At 67.4% G+C, this 13,968-nt stretch carries 12 protein-coding genes; 9 read left to right on the top strand and 3 right to left on the bottom strand.

Annotation, left to right across the window (positions count from 1 at the left end):
- Positions 1–376: 376 nt before the first annotated feature.
- Positions 377–1,048 carry a nucleotidyltransferase family protein gene (locus BLU74_RS11955; RefSeq protein ID WP_089767516.1) on the bottom strand — a complete coding sequence of 224 codons (672 nt, stop codon included), beginning with the start codon at positions 1,046–1,048 and terminating at the stop codon, positions 377–379.
- The gene (locus tag BLU74_RS11950; protein ID WP_089767514.1) at positions 1,045–2,319 is read right to left on the bottom strand and encodes a molybdopterin molybdotransferase MoeA; all 1,275 of its coding nucleotides are present in this window, start codon (positions 2,317–2,319) and stop codon (positions 1,045–1,047) included. Before BLU74_RS11950 ends, BLU74_RS11955 begins: the two co-directional genes overlap by 4 nt.
- A gap of 246 nt (positions 2,320–2,565) precedes the next feature.
- On the opposite strand from BLU74_RS11950, the gene BLU74_RS11945 reads away from it, so the two are divergent.
- From BLU74_RS11945 to BLU74_RS11905, 9 genes are all read left to right on the top strand, one after another.
- Positions 2,566–3,162: an SRPBCC family protein gene (locus BLU74_RS11945; protein WP_089767512.1), complete on the top strand. Its 597-nt coding sequence runs from the start codon at positions 2,566–2,568 to the stop codon at positions 3,160–3,162.
- Positions 3,159–4,046 carry an FAD binding domain-containing protein gene (locus BLU74_RS11940; protein ID WP_089767511.1) on the top strand — a complete coding sequence of 296 codons (888 nt, stop codon included), beginning with the start codon at positions 3,159–3,161 and terminating at the stop codon, positions 4,044–4,046. The genes BLU74_RS11945 and BLU74_RS11940 overlap by 4 nt, the downstream gene beginning before the upstream one ends.
- Positions 4,043–4,744 (top strand): (2Fe-2S)-binding protein, encoded by a 702-nt coding sequence (locus BLU74_RS11935; RefSeq protein WP_089767510.1) that lies wholly within the window; start codon positions 4,043–4,045, stop codon positions 4,742–4,744. The genes BLU74_RS11940 and BLU74_RS11935 overlap by 4 nt, the downstream gene beginning before the upstream one ends.
- Positions 4,741–7,242 (top strand): aerobic carbon-monoxide dehydrogenase large subunit, encoded by a 2,502-nt coding sequence (locus BLU74_RS11930; RefSeq protein WP_089767509.1) that lies wholly within the window; start codon positions 4,741–4,743, stop codon positions 7,240–7,242. Before BLU74_RS11935 ends, BLU74_RS11930 begins: the two co-directional genes overlap by 4 nt.
- A 126-nt stretch (positions 7,243–7,368) precedes the next feature.
- Complete coding sequence (locus tag BLU74_RS11925) at positions 7,369–8,496, top strand: XdhC family protein (protein ID WP_089767508.1); 1,128 nt, start codon at positions 7,369–7,371, stop codon at positions 8,494–8,496.
- On the top strand, positions 8,493–9,449 hold the full coding sequence (locus BLU74_RS11920; protein WP_089767507.1) for an AAA family ATPase: 957 nt from the start codon (positions 8,493–8,495) through the stop codon (positions 9,447–9,449). Before BLU74_RS11925 ends, BLU74_RS11920 begins: the two co-directional genes overlap by 4 nt.
- Before the next feature lie 5 nt (positions 9,450–9,454).
- A complete protein-coding gene (locus BLU74_RS11915; RefSeq protein WP_217635370.1) occupies positions 9,455–10,837 on the top strand; it encodes a VWA domain-containing protein in 1,383 nt (460 codons plus the stop codon).
- Positions 10,834–11,670, top strand: coding sequence for a Rossmann-like domain-containing protein (locus BLU74_RS11910; RefSeq protein ID WP_089767505.1), 837 nt, complete (start codon positions 10,834–10,836; stop codon positions 11,668–11,670). The genes BLU74_RS11915 and BLU74_RS11910 overlap by 4 nt, the downstream gene beginning before the upstream one ends.
- Positions 11,667–12,824 carry an XdhC family protein gene (locus BLU74_RS11905; RefSeq protein WP_089767504.1) on the top strand — a complete coding sequence of 386 codons (1,158 nt, stop codon included), beginning with the start codon at positions 11,667–11,669 and terminating at the stop codon, positions 12,822–12,824. The genes BLU74_RS11910 and BLU74_RS11905 overlap by 4 nt, the downstream gene beginning before the upstream one ends.
- Positions 12,825–12,849: 25 nt before the next feature.
- Here the strand turns inward: BLU74_RS11905 and BLU74_RS11900 are convergent, their stop codons facing one another.
- Positions 12,850–13,821, bottom strand: coding sequence for a phosphoadenosine phosphosulfate reductase family protein (locus BLU74_RS11900; protein ID WP_089767503.1), 972 nt, complete (start codon positions 13,819–13,821; stop codon positions 12,850–12,852).
- Between the last annotated feature and the right edge of the window lie 147 nt (positions 13,822–13,968).

The raw sequence follows: 13,968 nt of genomic DNA, 5'->3' as shown, positions 1-13,968 counted from the left end.
ACGCTGCTGAGCGACGACTTCTCTGAGTAACCGGCTCTTCTTGCCAATCACCTCTCTTGGCCGGCCGACTCCTCCACCCCATTCCCGCTTCTGACCGGGCACTCTCCGGAAGTCAGCTCCGAGAGATTTTGCGACTGGATCTCAGGCCAGCAATTGGCGAGTCAGGCACTGATATTGCACAGAGACGGGGAACCCCTGCCGTTCGAAACTGTCGATAGCCTGAACAAGGCGATCCAATCCGACGACGACTTGGCCGACTCGGTTCCCGGAGAGGTGAACGACGCGACCGGTCCGGTCACCCTCGAGGGGCCCGAATCCGGCGACATCCTGAAAGTCGAGGTCGAAGACGTCCGCGTCGGTGTCTCGCGTGCGAGACTCAGTCGAGGTCGTCCGGTTCGTCCACGTCGCGGCGCACGCCCGGATCGTCGACAGCGACGCACGCACTGCGGTCGCCCTCGAAGAGGAGCCGTCTGCCGCCGACATCGCCCTCGACGTCACAGAGCGCATCGAAGTACCGGCGATCGAACAGCACCGGATTGCCGCGGTCGCCGTCGTGAGCGGCCGCGAGCGCTGCGCCGACGTCCGCTTCGTACGCTGTGAGGAGCGCCTCGATCGTCTCTCGGGCGACGAAGGGCATATCGCCCAGCGCAATCAGCACTGCGTCCACGTCGGATTGGTCGCGGACGGCCTGAACCCCGGCGCGGACCGAGGTGGCCTGTCCGTCGGCGTACGCCTCGTTCCGGACCAACTCGACGTCCAGGCCGTCGACCGCCGTGGCGACGCGGTCGGCCTCGTGACCCAGGACGACCACCACGGGATCGAGCCGCGTCGCGGTGAGCGTTCGAGTCGCCCGACGGACGATCGGCTCGTCGCTGTCGTCCGCGGCCGCGAGCAGTTTGTTCGCCGTCCCGAAGCGGCTGCTCGTTCCGGCGGCGAGGACGACGCCGGCCACCCGAGTGGTTCCGGTATCAGAGTCGCTACGTTCCCGACCGGTGGCGTCGAACGGCGGTTCGACGATCGGGAGTCCGTCGCCTGTCGCCCCGCTCATCGCTCCACGACGGGGTAGGGGACCACCTCGACGGGGTCGTCGCGGTCGACCGCCGAGTCGGTGAGGACGAAGCCGTCGGCGCGAGTCGCGCGGGTGCTCGACGAGAGGACGCTCGGATCGAACGCCCGGTCGTAGACGTCGAGTGACGAGTCAGTGTGTCCGAGCGGCATCGCCCGTGCCGGGGATGAGTCGCCGGCAGCCTCGTCCGCATCGTCGGGCGCTCCCGCCTCGAGGGTGACCGGAATCGCGTAGGCGAACCCCGGCACCGTGATGTCGACGTCGCGAGCCATCTGCGCGGAGACCGTCGGGAGCGAGGACTCCCCGGTGAAGAACGGGCGAGCCACCAGTGACGTCACTGCGTGCGCGCCCACGGGCTTGCCGGGGATCGCGAAGGCGACGGCGTCGTAGTCGGGGAGTTCGGCCACGGCGATCGGCTTGCCGGGGCGGAGTCGGACCCGATGAAAGCGGACGGTGCCGAGCGATTCGAGCGCGCGGATCACGTAGTCCTTGTCGCCGACGCTCGTGCCGCCAGTCGTCATCACCACGTCGTGCTCGCGCGCCAGGCTCTCGATCTCGGACTCGACCCGGTCGTACGCGTCGGGGACCGATCCCTCGTAGGTCGCCTCGTGGCCCCACGAGCGGACCAGTCCCGCAAGCATCGGGGAATCGAGGTCGCGGTGGCGCCCCTCGTGGATCTCTGTGCCGGTCGCGAGCAGTCCGACCGAGAGCGGCTCGTAGACGGTGACGGTGTCGATCCCGAGGTCGCCCAGCAGCAGCGCGTCTTTCGGACCGAGGCGTTCACCGGCCTCGAACAGCCGTTCCCCCTCGGCGACGTTGCTCCCCCGCTCGTAGACGTACGTGCCCGGATCGGTCTCGGTCCCCGTCAACTGTCCGTCCTCGACGGTCGCCTCCTCGCGTTTGAGGACCGCGTTCGCCGCGGGTGGAAGCGGCGCACCGGTGGCGATGCGGACGGCCTGACCAGCACGCAGTTCCGGCGGATCGTCTTCGGGGAAGACGTCGCCGTCGACGACCTCCAGCGGGTACTCGTCGGTGCCGTCGAAGGCGAACCCGTCCATCGTCGAGTGGCTCTGCTCGGGCACCGCGGTCGGGGCGTCGATCGGCTCCGCGAGCGTCCGTCCGGCGATCCGGTCGAGTCCGACGGACGTCGTTTGACGCCCGGGGAGCCAGCGGTCCCGCAGCGCGCGGACGCGAGCGGCGCCGTCGTCCCACGTGAGCATATCGTCGTGGTCGTGATCCATCTCGCCGGTCATACGTTCCGGAGGCGCTTCGATCCGTCGGCACGCTGTCGCTCCACCTGATCCGTGTAACTGTCGCCGGTACCGGTCGGTGCCGAACGTAACTGCTCGGTCTGCTCGCCCCCGCGGCGAGGAACGCAAACCTTTATTTGGGTTCTGTATGATATCATCGATCGTGCTAATAGTGTGCACATAGTGAGGGTACTTAAAAGATGATGGCGCGAATCCACGGCCGATCCGAGTCAGCGATACTGTAAGACCATGGAATTTGAAGGAGAATTCGAGTTAGACGGAGTACCGCCCGAAAAAGCCTGGATCGTCCTGTCGGACCCGATGGCGGTCCGCGACTCCCTGAAGGGGTGTCAGTACATTACCCCGATGGGTGAGGACTTCAATTTCGACGAGTACGAGGCCAAAGAAGACGTCGAGATGCTTCCGGAGGCGGATCCGGACACCGTCGCCGACCGCGCGTTCGTCGCGGGGCAGAAGTACGCCGCCCTGATGCAGGTCGGTGTCGGGAGCGTCAAGCCGCGCTTCGAGACGACGGTCACCATCGACGACCGCGACGACGAGGAGTTCGAGATGCTCGCCTCGGGCGGCGGTGACGCCTCGGGCAGCAGTTTCAGTATGAACTCCGGGATGCGGATCCACGAACTCGATGACGGCGACGGGGCGCGGATCGAGTGGTGGACCGAAGCCGACGTGTCGGGCCGCATCGCGCAGCTCGGCTCGCGGGTCATCAATCCGGTCGCGAACAAGATCGTGAACAACTTCTTCGGAAGCATCGAGAAGCAGATGTCCGACGTCGACGAGGAGACGAACAGCGGCGTCACCGACAGACTCCGGAACATGCTATGAAAGCAGCAGCGTTCGAACACCACGAACCGACGACGGTGGACAAGGCGGTGAGCCTCCTCGAGAGCCTCGACAGCCCGACCATCCTGGCCGGCGGACAGAGCCTTGTGCCGATGCTACGGTTCCGGCTCGCCCGCCCCGACACCGTCGTCGACATCAACGGCATCGACTCCCTGGATTACCTCCACGAGGAGGACGGCTACCTCAAACTCGGCGCGCTCGCACGCCACGCCGACGTGGAAGATTCAGACCTCATCGACGAGAAGTACGGCAGTTTCGCCGACACGGCCCCACTCGTCGCGGACCCGCAGATCCGGAACCGCGGCACGATCGTCGGCTCGATCGCACAGGCCGACCCCAAGGGCGACTGGGGATCGGTCCTGCTCGCCCACGACGGCGAGGTCGTCGCACAGGGCCCGGACGGCGAACGGGTCATTCCGGCGGACGAACTGTTCTTGCTGCCGTACGACACCTCGCTCGGCGAGAACGAACTCGTCACCGAGGCGCGAGTCCCCGTCCCCGAAGCGGGAGAGGGCAGCGCCTACCACAAGCTGAAGCGCAAGACCGGCGACTACGCGATGGCTGGCGTCGCGGCGCGCCTCGTCCTCGACGACGACGGGCGGATTACGGACGCGGGCATCGGGATGACCGCCGTGGACATCACGAACGCGCGCGCTCGGGAGGCCGAAGCGCATCTCGAAGGCGAGCGCCCCAGCGCCGACCTCTTCGAGGCGGCCGGCGAACTCGCCGCCGAGGAATCGAACCCCGAATCCGACGAACACGGCGACGCTTCGTACAAAGAGCGGATGATCGACGTACTGACCCAGCGCGCGCTCGGTGACGCCGCCGAACGCGCCGGGGTCGTCAAACGGAGGGTAACACCGTGACTGACGAACGAGAAATCACGCTGACTGTCAACGGCACCGAACACACCATCGAGGTCGAACCGCGACGACTGCTCGTCCACGCGATCCGCGAGGATCTGGACATGACGGGCACGCACATCGGCTGCGACACCGGCAACTGCGGGGCCTGTACGGTCCTGCGGGACGGCGAGCCGATCAAGTCCTGTATGATGTTCGCCACGCAGGCCGACGGGAGCGAGATCCTCACCGTCGAGGGGATGGAGGATCTCCCCGAGGCCGGACCGGAACTCCACCCCCTGCAGGAGGGCTTCAAAGAGGAACACGGTCTCCAGTGTGGCTACTGCACGCCCGGGATGCTGATGGCGGGCAAGGCACTCTTAGACGAGAATCCCGATCCCGAGGAACCGGAGATCCGCGACGCGATCAGCGGCAACCTCTGTCGGTGCACGGGGTATCAGAACATCGTGAGCTCCATCGAGTACGCCGCCGAAGAACTCGAAGAGAAGGCGGCCGCCGACGGCGGGGTCGTCGCCGAGGATCGCGGCGCGACCGACGGTCCCGAACCCAGCGCGGACGCGGCGGACGTGTTCGACGGAGACACGACGTCGGAGTTCGACTGCGGCGTCGAGAACTGCTGCGGCGGCCCGTCGGCTGAATCGACCTACGACCACATCGAGGGAGCAGACTCCCAGTTCGACGCAGACGGAGGAGACCAATGAGCAGCGAACCGGATCTCACGGCCGAACCCGAGGAGCATCAACACGCCGACGACGGCGGCCCACAGCCCGAGAAGCACTGCGGACACGGCCGCGGCGGAATGGGCGAGGAAGTGACCAGAAAGGAGGACAAGCGCTTCATCACCGGGCGCGGCAACTACGTCGACGACATCAAGAAACCGGGAATGCTCCACTGTGAGATCGTTCGGAGCCCCCACGCCCACGCCCGCATCGAGGACATCGACGGCTCCCGCGCGATGGCGCTCGACGGCGTCGTCGCCGTTCTCACCGCCGACGACCTGCTGGAGCACGACCTGGCGACGATGCCGACGCTGATGGACGACACCCAGGACGTGCTGGTCAACGACAAGGTCAAGTTCCAGAGTCAGGAAGTCGCCGCCGTCATCGCGGAAGACCGCTACACGGCGAAGGACGCGGCCGAAAAGGTCGAAGTCGAGTACGACGTCCTCGAACCGGTCGTCGACGCCGAGGAGGCGCTCGAGGACGACGCGCCGCTCATCCGCGACGAACTCGACGATCAGGAGGACAACCACATCTTCGACTGGGAGACCGGCGACAAGGAGGCCACCCAAGAGGTGTTCGACGAGGCGGCCGTGACCGTCGAAGAGCAGATGGAGTACCAGCGGCTCCACCCCGCGCCGATCGAGACCTGCGGTGCGGTCGCCGACTGGGACCCCGGCAAGGACAAGATGACGGTCCATATGACCTCGCAGGCGCCGCACGCCCACCGGACGCTGTTCTCGCAGGTGTCGGGCATCCCCGAGCACAAGGTCCGGATCGTCAGCCCCGACGTCGGCGGCGGCTTCGGGAACAAGGTGCCGATCTACCCGGGGTACGTCGTGGCCGCCGCGGCCTCGTACGTCCTGGAGCAGCCCGTGAAGTGGATCGAAGAGCGCTCGGAGAACATTCAGACCACCGGCTTCGCCCGCGACTACGACATGACGGGCGAGATCGCCGCCACCGAGGACGGCGTCATCCAGGGCGTGAAGGTGGACGTGCTGGCCAACCACGGCGCGTACAACGCCGCGGCCCAGCCCTCGAAGTTCCCGGCCGGGTTCTTCAACATCTTCACCGGGTCCTACGACGTCGACGCGGCCTACGGGTCACTGACCGGCGCCTTCACCAACACCGCGCCGGGCGGCGTCGCCTACCGGTGTTCGTTCCGGGTGACGGAGGCGGTGTACCTCATCGAGCGGATGGTGAAGGTACTCGCCGACGAACTCGACGTGGATCCGGCGGAGATCCGACGGCGGAACTTCATCCCCTCGGACGCGTTCCCCTACGAGAGCGCGACCGGGTGGAACTACGACTCCGGCGACTACGAGAAGGCGCTCGATAAGGCCCTGGAGATGGCCGACTACGAGCACTACCGTGAGGAGCAGCAGCGCCGGATCGCCGAGGACGCTGACAAGCTCATCGGCATCGGCATCTCCTCGTTCACGGAAGTCGTCGGGGCCGGTCCCGGCAAGCAGTGCGACATCGCCGGCATCGAGATGTTCGACTCGGCGGACCTCCGCGTGAACCCGACCGGAAACGCGGTCCTCCGGATCGGCGTCCAGACGCAGGGGCAGGGTCACGAGACGACCTTCGCACAGATCGTCGCCGAGGAACTGGGGATGGACGTCGACGACATCACCGTCGAACACGGCGACACCGACACCGAACCGTACGGGCTCGGCACGTACGGCTCCCGTTCGACGCCCGTCGCTGGCGCGGCCGCGGCCGTCGCCGCGCGCAAGGTGCGCGACAAGGCGAAGTCGATCGCGGCCAACGAACTCGAAGCGGCCGAAGAAGACATCGAGTGGGACCGCGAATCCGGCGAGTTCCACGTCGCTGGCGCACCCGACCGCTCGATCACGATCACCGAGATCGCCGCCGGGGCGTACATGAACTCCCCGGGCAACGAAGAGCCCGGACTGGAGGCCGTGAACTACTACGACCCGCCGGAGATGACGTATCCGTTCGGCTCCTACATCGTCGTCGTCGAGGTCGACAGGGAGACCGGCGAGGTCGACTTTGAGAAGTTCGTCGCGGTCGACGACTGCGGTAACCGCATCAATCCGATGATCATCGAAGGGCAGATCCACGGCGGTCTCGCGCAGGGGATCGGCACCGCGATGCTCGAACACGTCACCTACGACGACAACGGCAACGTCACCGGCGGGGACTTCATGAACTACCTGCTCCCCACCGCGAACGAGATTCCGAACTTCGAGACGGGCCACACCGTCACGCCGTCGCCGCACCACCCGATCGGCGCGAAGGGCGTCGGCGAGTCGCCGACGGTCGGGTCGCCGCCGGCGATCGTCAACGCGGTCGTGGACGCGATGTCCCACGCGGGGACCTCTCACGTCGAGATGCCGATGACCCCGGACACGGTCTGGGAAGAACTCGACGAGGTCGGCCTCTCGATCAGCCCGAGCGAGAACGTCAGCTTCGAGTTCGACGACGGCGCGAGCGAGGAACCGGCAGACGACTGACCGACGCGTGAGGCACCGAACGACGACCGGCGGTCCGCGGATCGCCCGGGACCGGCCGCCGAGACGACCGCAGCCGATTCCGGGCGAGCGCCCCACCCGGGCGCACACCGCCGCTTCCACCGAGAGATGACAGGACACGACAGCGAGACGAGCGGGGACGAACCGCCGCACCGAGCGGATGCGGCCGACGGCGACGTCGCCGCGCTAGAACGAGCACTCACCGAGCGAGGCGAAGCGTACGCCAGAGTGACCGTCGTCCGCCGGGAGCCGCCGGTGTCGGCGAACGTCGGCGATCGCGCGGTCGTCACGGCCGACGGCGACCTCACCGGCTGGATCGGCGGGGCGGCCTGCGCACAGACCACAGCGACGAGTGAGGCGCAGGCGGCCTTAGAATCCGGCGAGCCGCGACTGGTCGGGATCGCGCCCGACCCGGAGACCGTCGATCGGCCGGGGCTCGAAGCCTTCCCGATGCACTGCCACAGCGAGGGCGTGCTCGAACTGTTCATCGAGCCGGTGAATCCGACGCCGGACCTGCTGATCGTTGGCAGTTCGCCGGTCGCCCAGTCGCTCTCGCGCTTAGCGCCCGAACTGTCGGTCGACGTGACCGTCGTCGACCCGGAGGGCGGCGACTACGGCGACGCGAAGACGGTGACGACGACGAAGCCTGAAGGGATCGTCGAAGCGATCGGGCACGCACCGCTCGTCGTGGTCACGTCGATGGGGCAGTACGACGCCCGCGGCGTCGCCGCCGGCGTCAGCGCCGAGGCCCCCTACGTCGGTCTCGTCGCCAGCGACAAGCGGAGCGACGAAGTGATCGATCGCGCGGCGACGCTCCTCGACGGGGACGCCGAAGAGGTACGCGCCGCCGTCACGAACCCGGCTGGCGTCGACATTGAAGCGCGGACGCCAGCCGAAATCGCGACGGCCATCCTCGCCGAGATCGTCGACGCGCGGGCGAACACCGGCGTCCTCGGTGCGAGTGTCGGGACCGACCACTCCGACAGCGAGGCGGACACCGACACGGGGGATGCGTCCGAGCCCGCGGCCGAAGCCGGCCACGACGAGTCCGCGTCCGACTCCGAGACCGACGACCTCGCGACCGATCCCGTCTGTGGGATGTCCGCGGACCCGGAGACCGCGCCGTCGGTCGACCACGACGGGGAGACGTACTACTTCTGTTGTGAGAACTGCGCGGCGTCGTTCCGCGACGACCCCGCCTCGTATCTCGATGCGGAGGAGACGGCCTCAGCATGACCCGACAGGCCTTCGCATCGGTGACCGAAAGCGACCTCGAAGAGCGGTTCGAGGCGGCCGAGTACGTCGCAGACGACCGCACGGTCACGACGGTCCAACTCGCGCTGACGCTCGGCCGCCCGCTGTTGGTCGAAGGACCACCCGGGAGCGGGAAGACCGAACTCGGGAAAGTCTTAGCGAGCGCATTCGAGACGGAGCTGATTCGGCTGCAGTGCTACGAGGGCCTGACAGCCGAGAACGCGCTCTACGAGTGGAACTACACGAAACAGCTGCTGGCCGTGCAGGCCGACGAGGGGACCGTCGCGGGAGACGCGGCGGTGGCGCCGAACGACAGCGCGAACCGCGGGTCGGTCTTCGGCGAGGAGTTCCTCCTCGAGCGACCGCTACTCCGAGCGCTCACCGCCGGAGGCGACACGCCGCCGGTGCTGCTCGTCGACGAGATCGACCGCGCCGACGAGGAGTTCGAGGCGTTCCTCTTGGAGTTGCTCTCGGACTTCCAGGTGTCGATCCCCGAGTACGGAACCGTCAGCGCCGAGCAACCGCCGGTGGTGGTACTCACCTCGAATCGGACCCGCGGGCTCTCCGACGCGCTGAAGCGCCGGTGTCTGTATCTCCACGTCGAGCCGCCGTCGTTCCAGAACGAGTTCGAGATCGTCCGCCGGAAAGTCCCGGAACTCGACGTCGCGGTGGCTGCGGAGGTCTGCGCCGTCGTCGACCGACTGCGCGAGGAGGCGTTCCTCAAACAGCCGGGCGTCGCGGAGACGCTCGACTGGGCGCGAGCGGTCGCACAACTCCGGCGTGGCGAGGAGGCCCGGCCGCTGTCGACGGACGAGATCGAGCGGACGCTCGGCTGCCTGCTCAAGGAGGCCGAGGATCTCGATCGGATCGACACCGAACTGCTCGAAAACCTACAAGCGGCCGCATCGGCCGCCGACGAGCGTATCGAGGCCTGATGGGTATGCCCGGACCGGAGGACCCGACAGCGGACGGCGGCGAGCCCCGGACTGAACCGCTCGATGGGGCCGACGAGGTCCCAGACTTCCGCGCGGCGCGCCGGCACGTCCTGATCGAACTCCTCCGGTTCACCGCACAACTCCGTAGCGAGGGCGTGGACGTGCCGACCAGCGGGTCGCTCGACGCTGCCAGATCGCTCGCCGTTATGGGTCTAAACGACCGCCGGCGCGTCGAGGACGCGCTGCGCGCAACCCTGTTGTCAGCGACCGCCGACGAGACGGTGTTCGAGTCGGCGTTCGACACCTTCTGGCACCGGCTCCGTTCCGGGCTCAGCGCCGTCGGCGCGGACCACGACGGGCCGACAGCCGGCGATGCCGACGAGGACTCGCCGGACGGTCCGGACACGGCGACGCCGGCCGACGACCCGGGTGTGCTGGAAGACGCGTCCCCGCCGGAACTGGACGGATCTGACGGCGGGGACGTGGACGTCCGTATCCCGACCGAGCGGCGGCACGTGACCGGTGATCGCCCGGCGGAGACGGGCGACGACGACGCGAGGCGGTTCAGCGCGGTCGGGAGCCGGCAACGGATCGATGCCGAGACGGCGCAGTTGGGTCGGACCGAGATCGACGCGATCAACCGGTTCGTCGACGCGCTTTCGACGGTCCCCGGCCGCCGCCGCCGCCGATCGGAGACGGGCGATCGGATCGCGGCCCGACGGGCGCTGCGATCGAGTCTCGCGACCGGCGGGGCGCCGATCGAGTTGCCCGACACCGGGCCGGTTCCGAGCGAACTCCGATGCTGCCTGTTGGTCGACGTGAGCGGGTCGGTCCTCGATACGATCGATCGGAGCGTCTTGCTCGCGTTCGCTGAACGCCTCCACGCGGGCGCACGGCGGGCGAGCGTGTTCCTGTTCGACACCGACCTCGTGGAGGCGACGCCGCAGTTCGAGCGGGCGAACGGCGACCCCGCAGCGGCGCTCCGCGAGGCCGAAGTCGAGTGGGGCGGTGGGACGCAGATCGGAACGGCGTTCGAGACGCTTCGGCGGCAGCACCCGCACGCGCTCGACCGGCGGACCGTCGTGGTCGTCGTCAGCGACGGGCTCGACGTCGGCGACCCCGACACGCTGGCCGACGGGATCACGTGGCTCGCCGGGCGCGCGGGCACCCTCGTCTGGCTGAATCCGCTGGCCGTCTCGCCGGAGTTCGAGCCGCGCTCTCGGGGGATGTCGACGGTCGAGCCGTATCTCGACGCCCTGTTCGGCTTCGCCGAGCCGGCTGATCTCGCGGAGGCAGCGCGGCAGATCGAACAGCGCGGGCTCGGCCGTCGCGTCGGCTACGAGTTCGACGCGCGGCTGAGCGGCGGCCGCGCGGGAGGGACAGAATGAGCGAGGTCCTGCGGGCGGCGATCGATCGACTCCGAAGTGCGGGCCGCGCCGAGACGGCCGCCCTCGAGGAGATCACGATCGGTCCTCGTGCGATGCTCGTGGAACTGCGCGAGGGCGACGGGGCGACAGCGGCCGGACTCGCACACAGGCCGCCCGGGGATCCGCCGGAACGGGCGGACCGTGACGTCACAGCACTCCTGTCTGCGGCGACCGACTCCGGGGCCGAGTCTATCCGATCCGACCGCGCGTTGGGGATCGCGACGGCAAACGCGCTGTCGGCGTCACAGATCGACTGGCGTCGGGGTGATCCGATGGCCCTCCTCGATCCCGACGTCGAGCGGATCACGACGGTCGGCCTGTTCGGGCCCGCGTTCCGGAAGTTCGACGGCGTCGAGGTGCGGGTCGTCGAACGCGACCCCGTCGGGGAGCCGCCGGATCCGCCGGGTGTCGACGTGCGGACGTTCACGCCGGACGCGGCCGACGCGGCGATGGCGAGTGCGGAAGTCGTCTTCGTCACCGGGTCGGCGTTCGTCTACGGGGGCGTCGACCGCTATCTCGACGCGGCCCCGGACGAAGCGACCGTCGTGGTGATCGGCGCGACGGCGTCGTTCCTGCCCGAACCGCTGTTCGATGCGGGCGTCGACGTCGTCGCCGGTGCGTCGGTAAGCGACGTCGCGAGTGTCCGAGCGGGCGTGTCCGACGGGGCGTGCGGGACCGACCTGCACGACAACGGCGTCGAGAAGGTGTACGTGGCCGCGTCGCAGCCCGCAGGCGTCCAGCTGGAGACGACGAATACGACAGAGACGACCGACGGAGGGAGATACGACCTATGACACAGCGAAACTGGAGTGTTCCAGAGACGGAGGTAGTACAGCGCATCCACGACCGACTCGATGGCGACGGCACCGACGCCCTCGCCACGATCGTCGACGTCGAGGGGAACGCCTACCGACGACCGGGTGCGAAGATGCTCCTCGACGAGGACGGTGCCGGCGTCGGCAGTATCACCGCTGGCTGCCTCGAGGACGAACTCGTCACCGTCGGGGCGGAGGTCCGCGAGACCGGGCGTCCACAGCTCGTCACCTACGACCTGATGGAAGACGACGAAGCGGACGTGTGGGGCCTCGGCGTCGGCTGTAACGGCGTGATCGAAGTCCTCGTCGAACCCCTGACCGATACCTACCGCTCGGCGGTCGAGGCGTTCGCCGACGGCCGTGACGTGGGGATCGCGACGGTCCTCGACGGCGGTGACTCGGCGTTCGAACAGGGCGATCGCGCGTACTACCACCCCGCAGCCGACGAACTGCGCACCCCGGAGGGAGCGCCCGCGGCCGACTGGCCGGCCGGGATTGCGGGACCGGCGGGTGAGCTGGCGGCCGACGGCACGGCCGGAACCATCTCGGTCGAAGTCGACGGCACCGAACTGACGGTGTTTGTCGACGGCCTCTCTGCGCCGTCCGAACTCGTGGTGTTCGGGACCGGCCATGACGTCGGCCCCGTCACGGAGTTCGCGGCCAAGAACGATTTCAGAGTCACCGTGGTCGGGTTCCGCGGGGCGGTGGATCTCGAATCCCGCTTCCCCGCCGCCGACCGGATCGTGACGACCGCACCGGCCGCCGTGGGCGAGGAACTGTCGCTCGATCAGGACACGTACGCGGTCGTGATGACGCACAACTTCGTCGACGATCAGTTGACCGTCGAGGCGCTCCTCGACGCCGGGATCCCGTACGTCGGTCTGATGGGACCGCGCGAACGCTTCGAACAACTCCGCGACGGATTCGACGAGGGGTTCGACGACGACGCGCTGGCGTCGCTGTACACCCCCGTCGGCCTCGATCTGGGCGGCGGATCGCCGTACCAGATCGCCCACAGCATCGTCGGCGAGGTGCTGGCGGTGTCGAACGGCAGGGACCCGCGACACCTCAGAGAACGAGAAGGGCCGATTCACGAGCGCGTCGACGTCGAGTCAGACGCGCCCGTGCAGTGAAAAGCGAAGGGCAGTCGCGCCGCGATTACATATAGCCGAGGTCGCGGAGTCGTTCCATCAGGTCCTCTTTGTCCTGGGCGCGACCCGCGCGCTCGGTCGTATTCTCCATATCCTGCAACCAGGCGGGCTCCTCGGTCGTCTTGTCGGTTGAGACTTCACTACCGAGCGAGCGGAAGCCGGCGAAGTACTTCGGCGAGACGGGAATGTCGGCCATCGTGAGCCCGTTCGGCAGGTCGTCGTCGCTCTGGGGGACGTAGCCATCGTCGGGGTAGCCCTCGACCGTCTCGGGCACGACGAAGTGCCAGAAGGCGTCCCAGACGGACGACTCGTCGAACTGGAGGATGGGTTGAACGCGGTCGTGCGGCGGGTAGATGTCGGGGTCGTGCCGCGGCGAGAAGAACGTCTCGTCGGCGCGGGCTTCCTGTTCGTCCCAGCGCACGCCGGAGATGACGCCGTCGATGTTCATAGACTCGAGGACGTCGTTGAGTGCCACCGTCTTCAGCAGGTGGTTGCCGACGTAGGTGTCGAGCAGGAACGGGAAGGTGTCTTCCTCGTACTCGAGGAGGTTGCGGATGTGGTGCTGGTTGTGCTCTGAGAGTTCCGCGACCGGGATGTCGTCGCCGGGCTCGAGGTCGTGTTCGTCGACGTACGCGCCGACGTCCTCGTTGCGGGCGTAGACGACGTCGAGGTCCCACTCTTCGGCCCAGTGATCGACGAAGTCGTGGATCTCGTCGAAGTGCTGGAAGTGGTCGATGAACACCGCCGTGGGCGTCTCAAGATCGTACTTCTCGGCGACTTCCTTGATGAAATACAGCGTGAGCGTCGAGTCCTTGCCACCGGTCCACATTACGGCGGGGTTCCGGTACTCTTCGAGGCCACGCTTGGTCACGTCGATCGCCTTCTCGATCTTGTCTTCGATCGTCGGGTAGTCCGCCGGCGACTCGCCGTCGCCGTCGGTGTAGTCGACGTCCAGATAGTCGGGGAACTCGTCTGACATCGTGTAATTACATCTAATTACGACCGATAAATGCCTTTTGGGATGGATCGGAGTGACACACACCTTACAATAGCTCCGCCAAGGGTATTGAAATTATAATCTTATTGTATACACTAGTATCTTATATTTTATTTTGTACTGTTCTTA

This window comes from Halobellus clavatus (assembly GCF_900107195.1).
Lineage (GTDB): Archaea > Halobacteriota > Halobacteria > Halobacteriales > Haloferacaceae > Haloquadratum > Haloquadratum clavatum.
The sequence above is the reverse complement of the archived record's forward strand: the minus strand, read 5'-3'. Positions and strand labels throughout refer to the sequence as shown.

What these genes read in the sequence shown, in the direction of transcription:
- BLU74_RS11910 (WP_089767505.1), top strand. Translation starts at nt 10,834, where the DNA reads ATGAGCGAGGTCCTGCGGGCGGCGATCGATCGACTCCGAAGTGCGGGC.
- BLU74_RS11915 (WP_217635370.1), top strand. Translation starts at nt 9,455, where the DNA reads ATGCCCGGACCGGAGGACCCGACAGCGGACGGCGGCGAGCCCCGGACT.
- BLU74_RS11955 (WP_089767516.1), bottom strand. Translation starts at nt 1,048, where the DNA reads ATGAGCGGGGCGACAGGCGACGGACTCCCGATCGTCGAACCGCCGTTC.
- BLU74_RS11925 (WP_089767508.1), top strand. Translation starts at nt 7,369, where the DNA reads ATGACAGGACACGACAGCGAGACGAGCGGGGACGAACCGCCGCACCGA.
- BLU74_RS11900 (WP_089767503.1), bottom strand. Translation starts at nt 13,821, where the DNA reads ATGTCAGACGAGTTCCCCGACTATCTGGACGTCGACTACACCGACGGC.
- BLU74_RS11940 (WP_089767511.1), top strand. Translation starts at nt 3,159, where the DNA reads ATGAAAGCAGCAGCGTTCGAACACCACGAACCGACGACGGTGGACAAG.
- BLU74_RS11930 (WP_089767509.1), top strand. Translation starts at nt 4,741, where the DNA reads ATGAGCAGCGAACCGGATCTCACGGCCGAACCCGAGGAGCATCAACAC.
- BLU74_RS11950 (WP_089767514.1), bottom strand. Translation starts at nt 2,319, where the DNA reads ATGACCGGCGAGATGGATCACGACCACGACGATATGCTCACGTGGGAC.
- BLU74_RS11920 (WP_089767507.1), top strand. Translation starts at nt 8,493, where the DNA reads ATGACCCGACAGGCCTTCGCATCGGTGACCGAAAGCGACCTCGAAGAG.
- BLU74_RS11945 (WP_089767512.1), top strand. Translation starts at nt 2,566, where the DNA reads ATGGAATTTGAAGGAGAATTCGAGTTAGACGGAGTACCGCCCGAAAAA.
- BLU74_RS11905 (WP_089767504.1), top strand. Translation starts at nt 11,667, where the DNA reads ATGACACAGCGAAACTGGAGTGTTCCAGAGACGGAGGTAGTACAGCGC.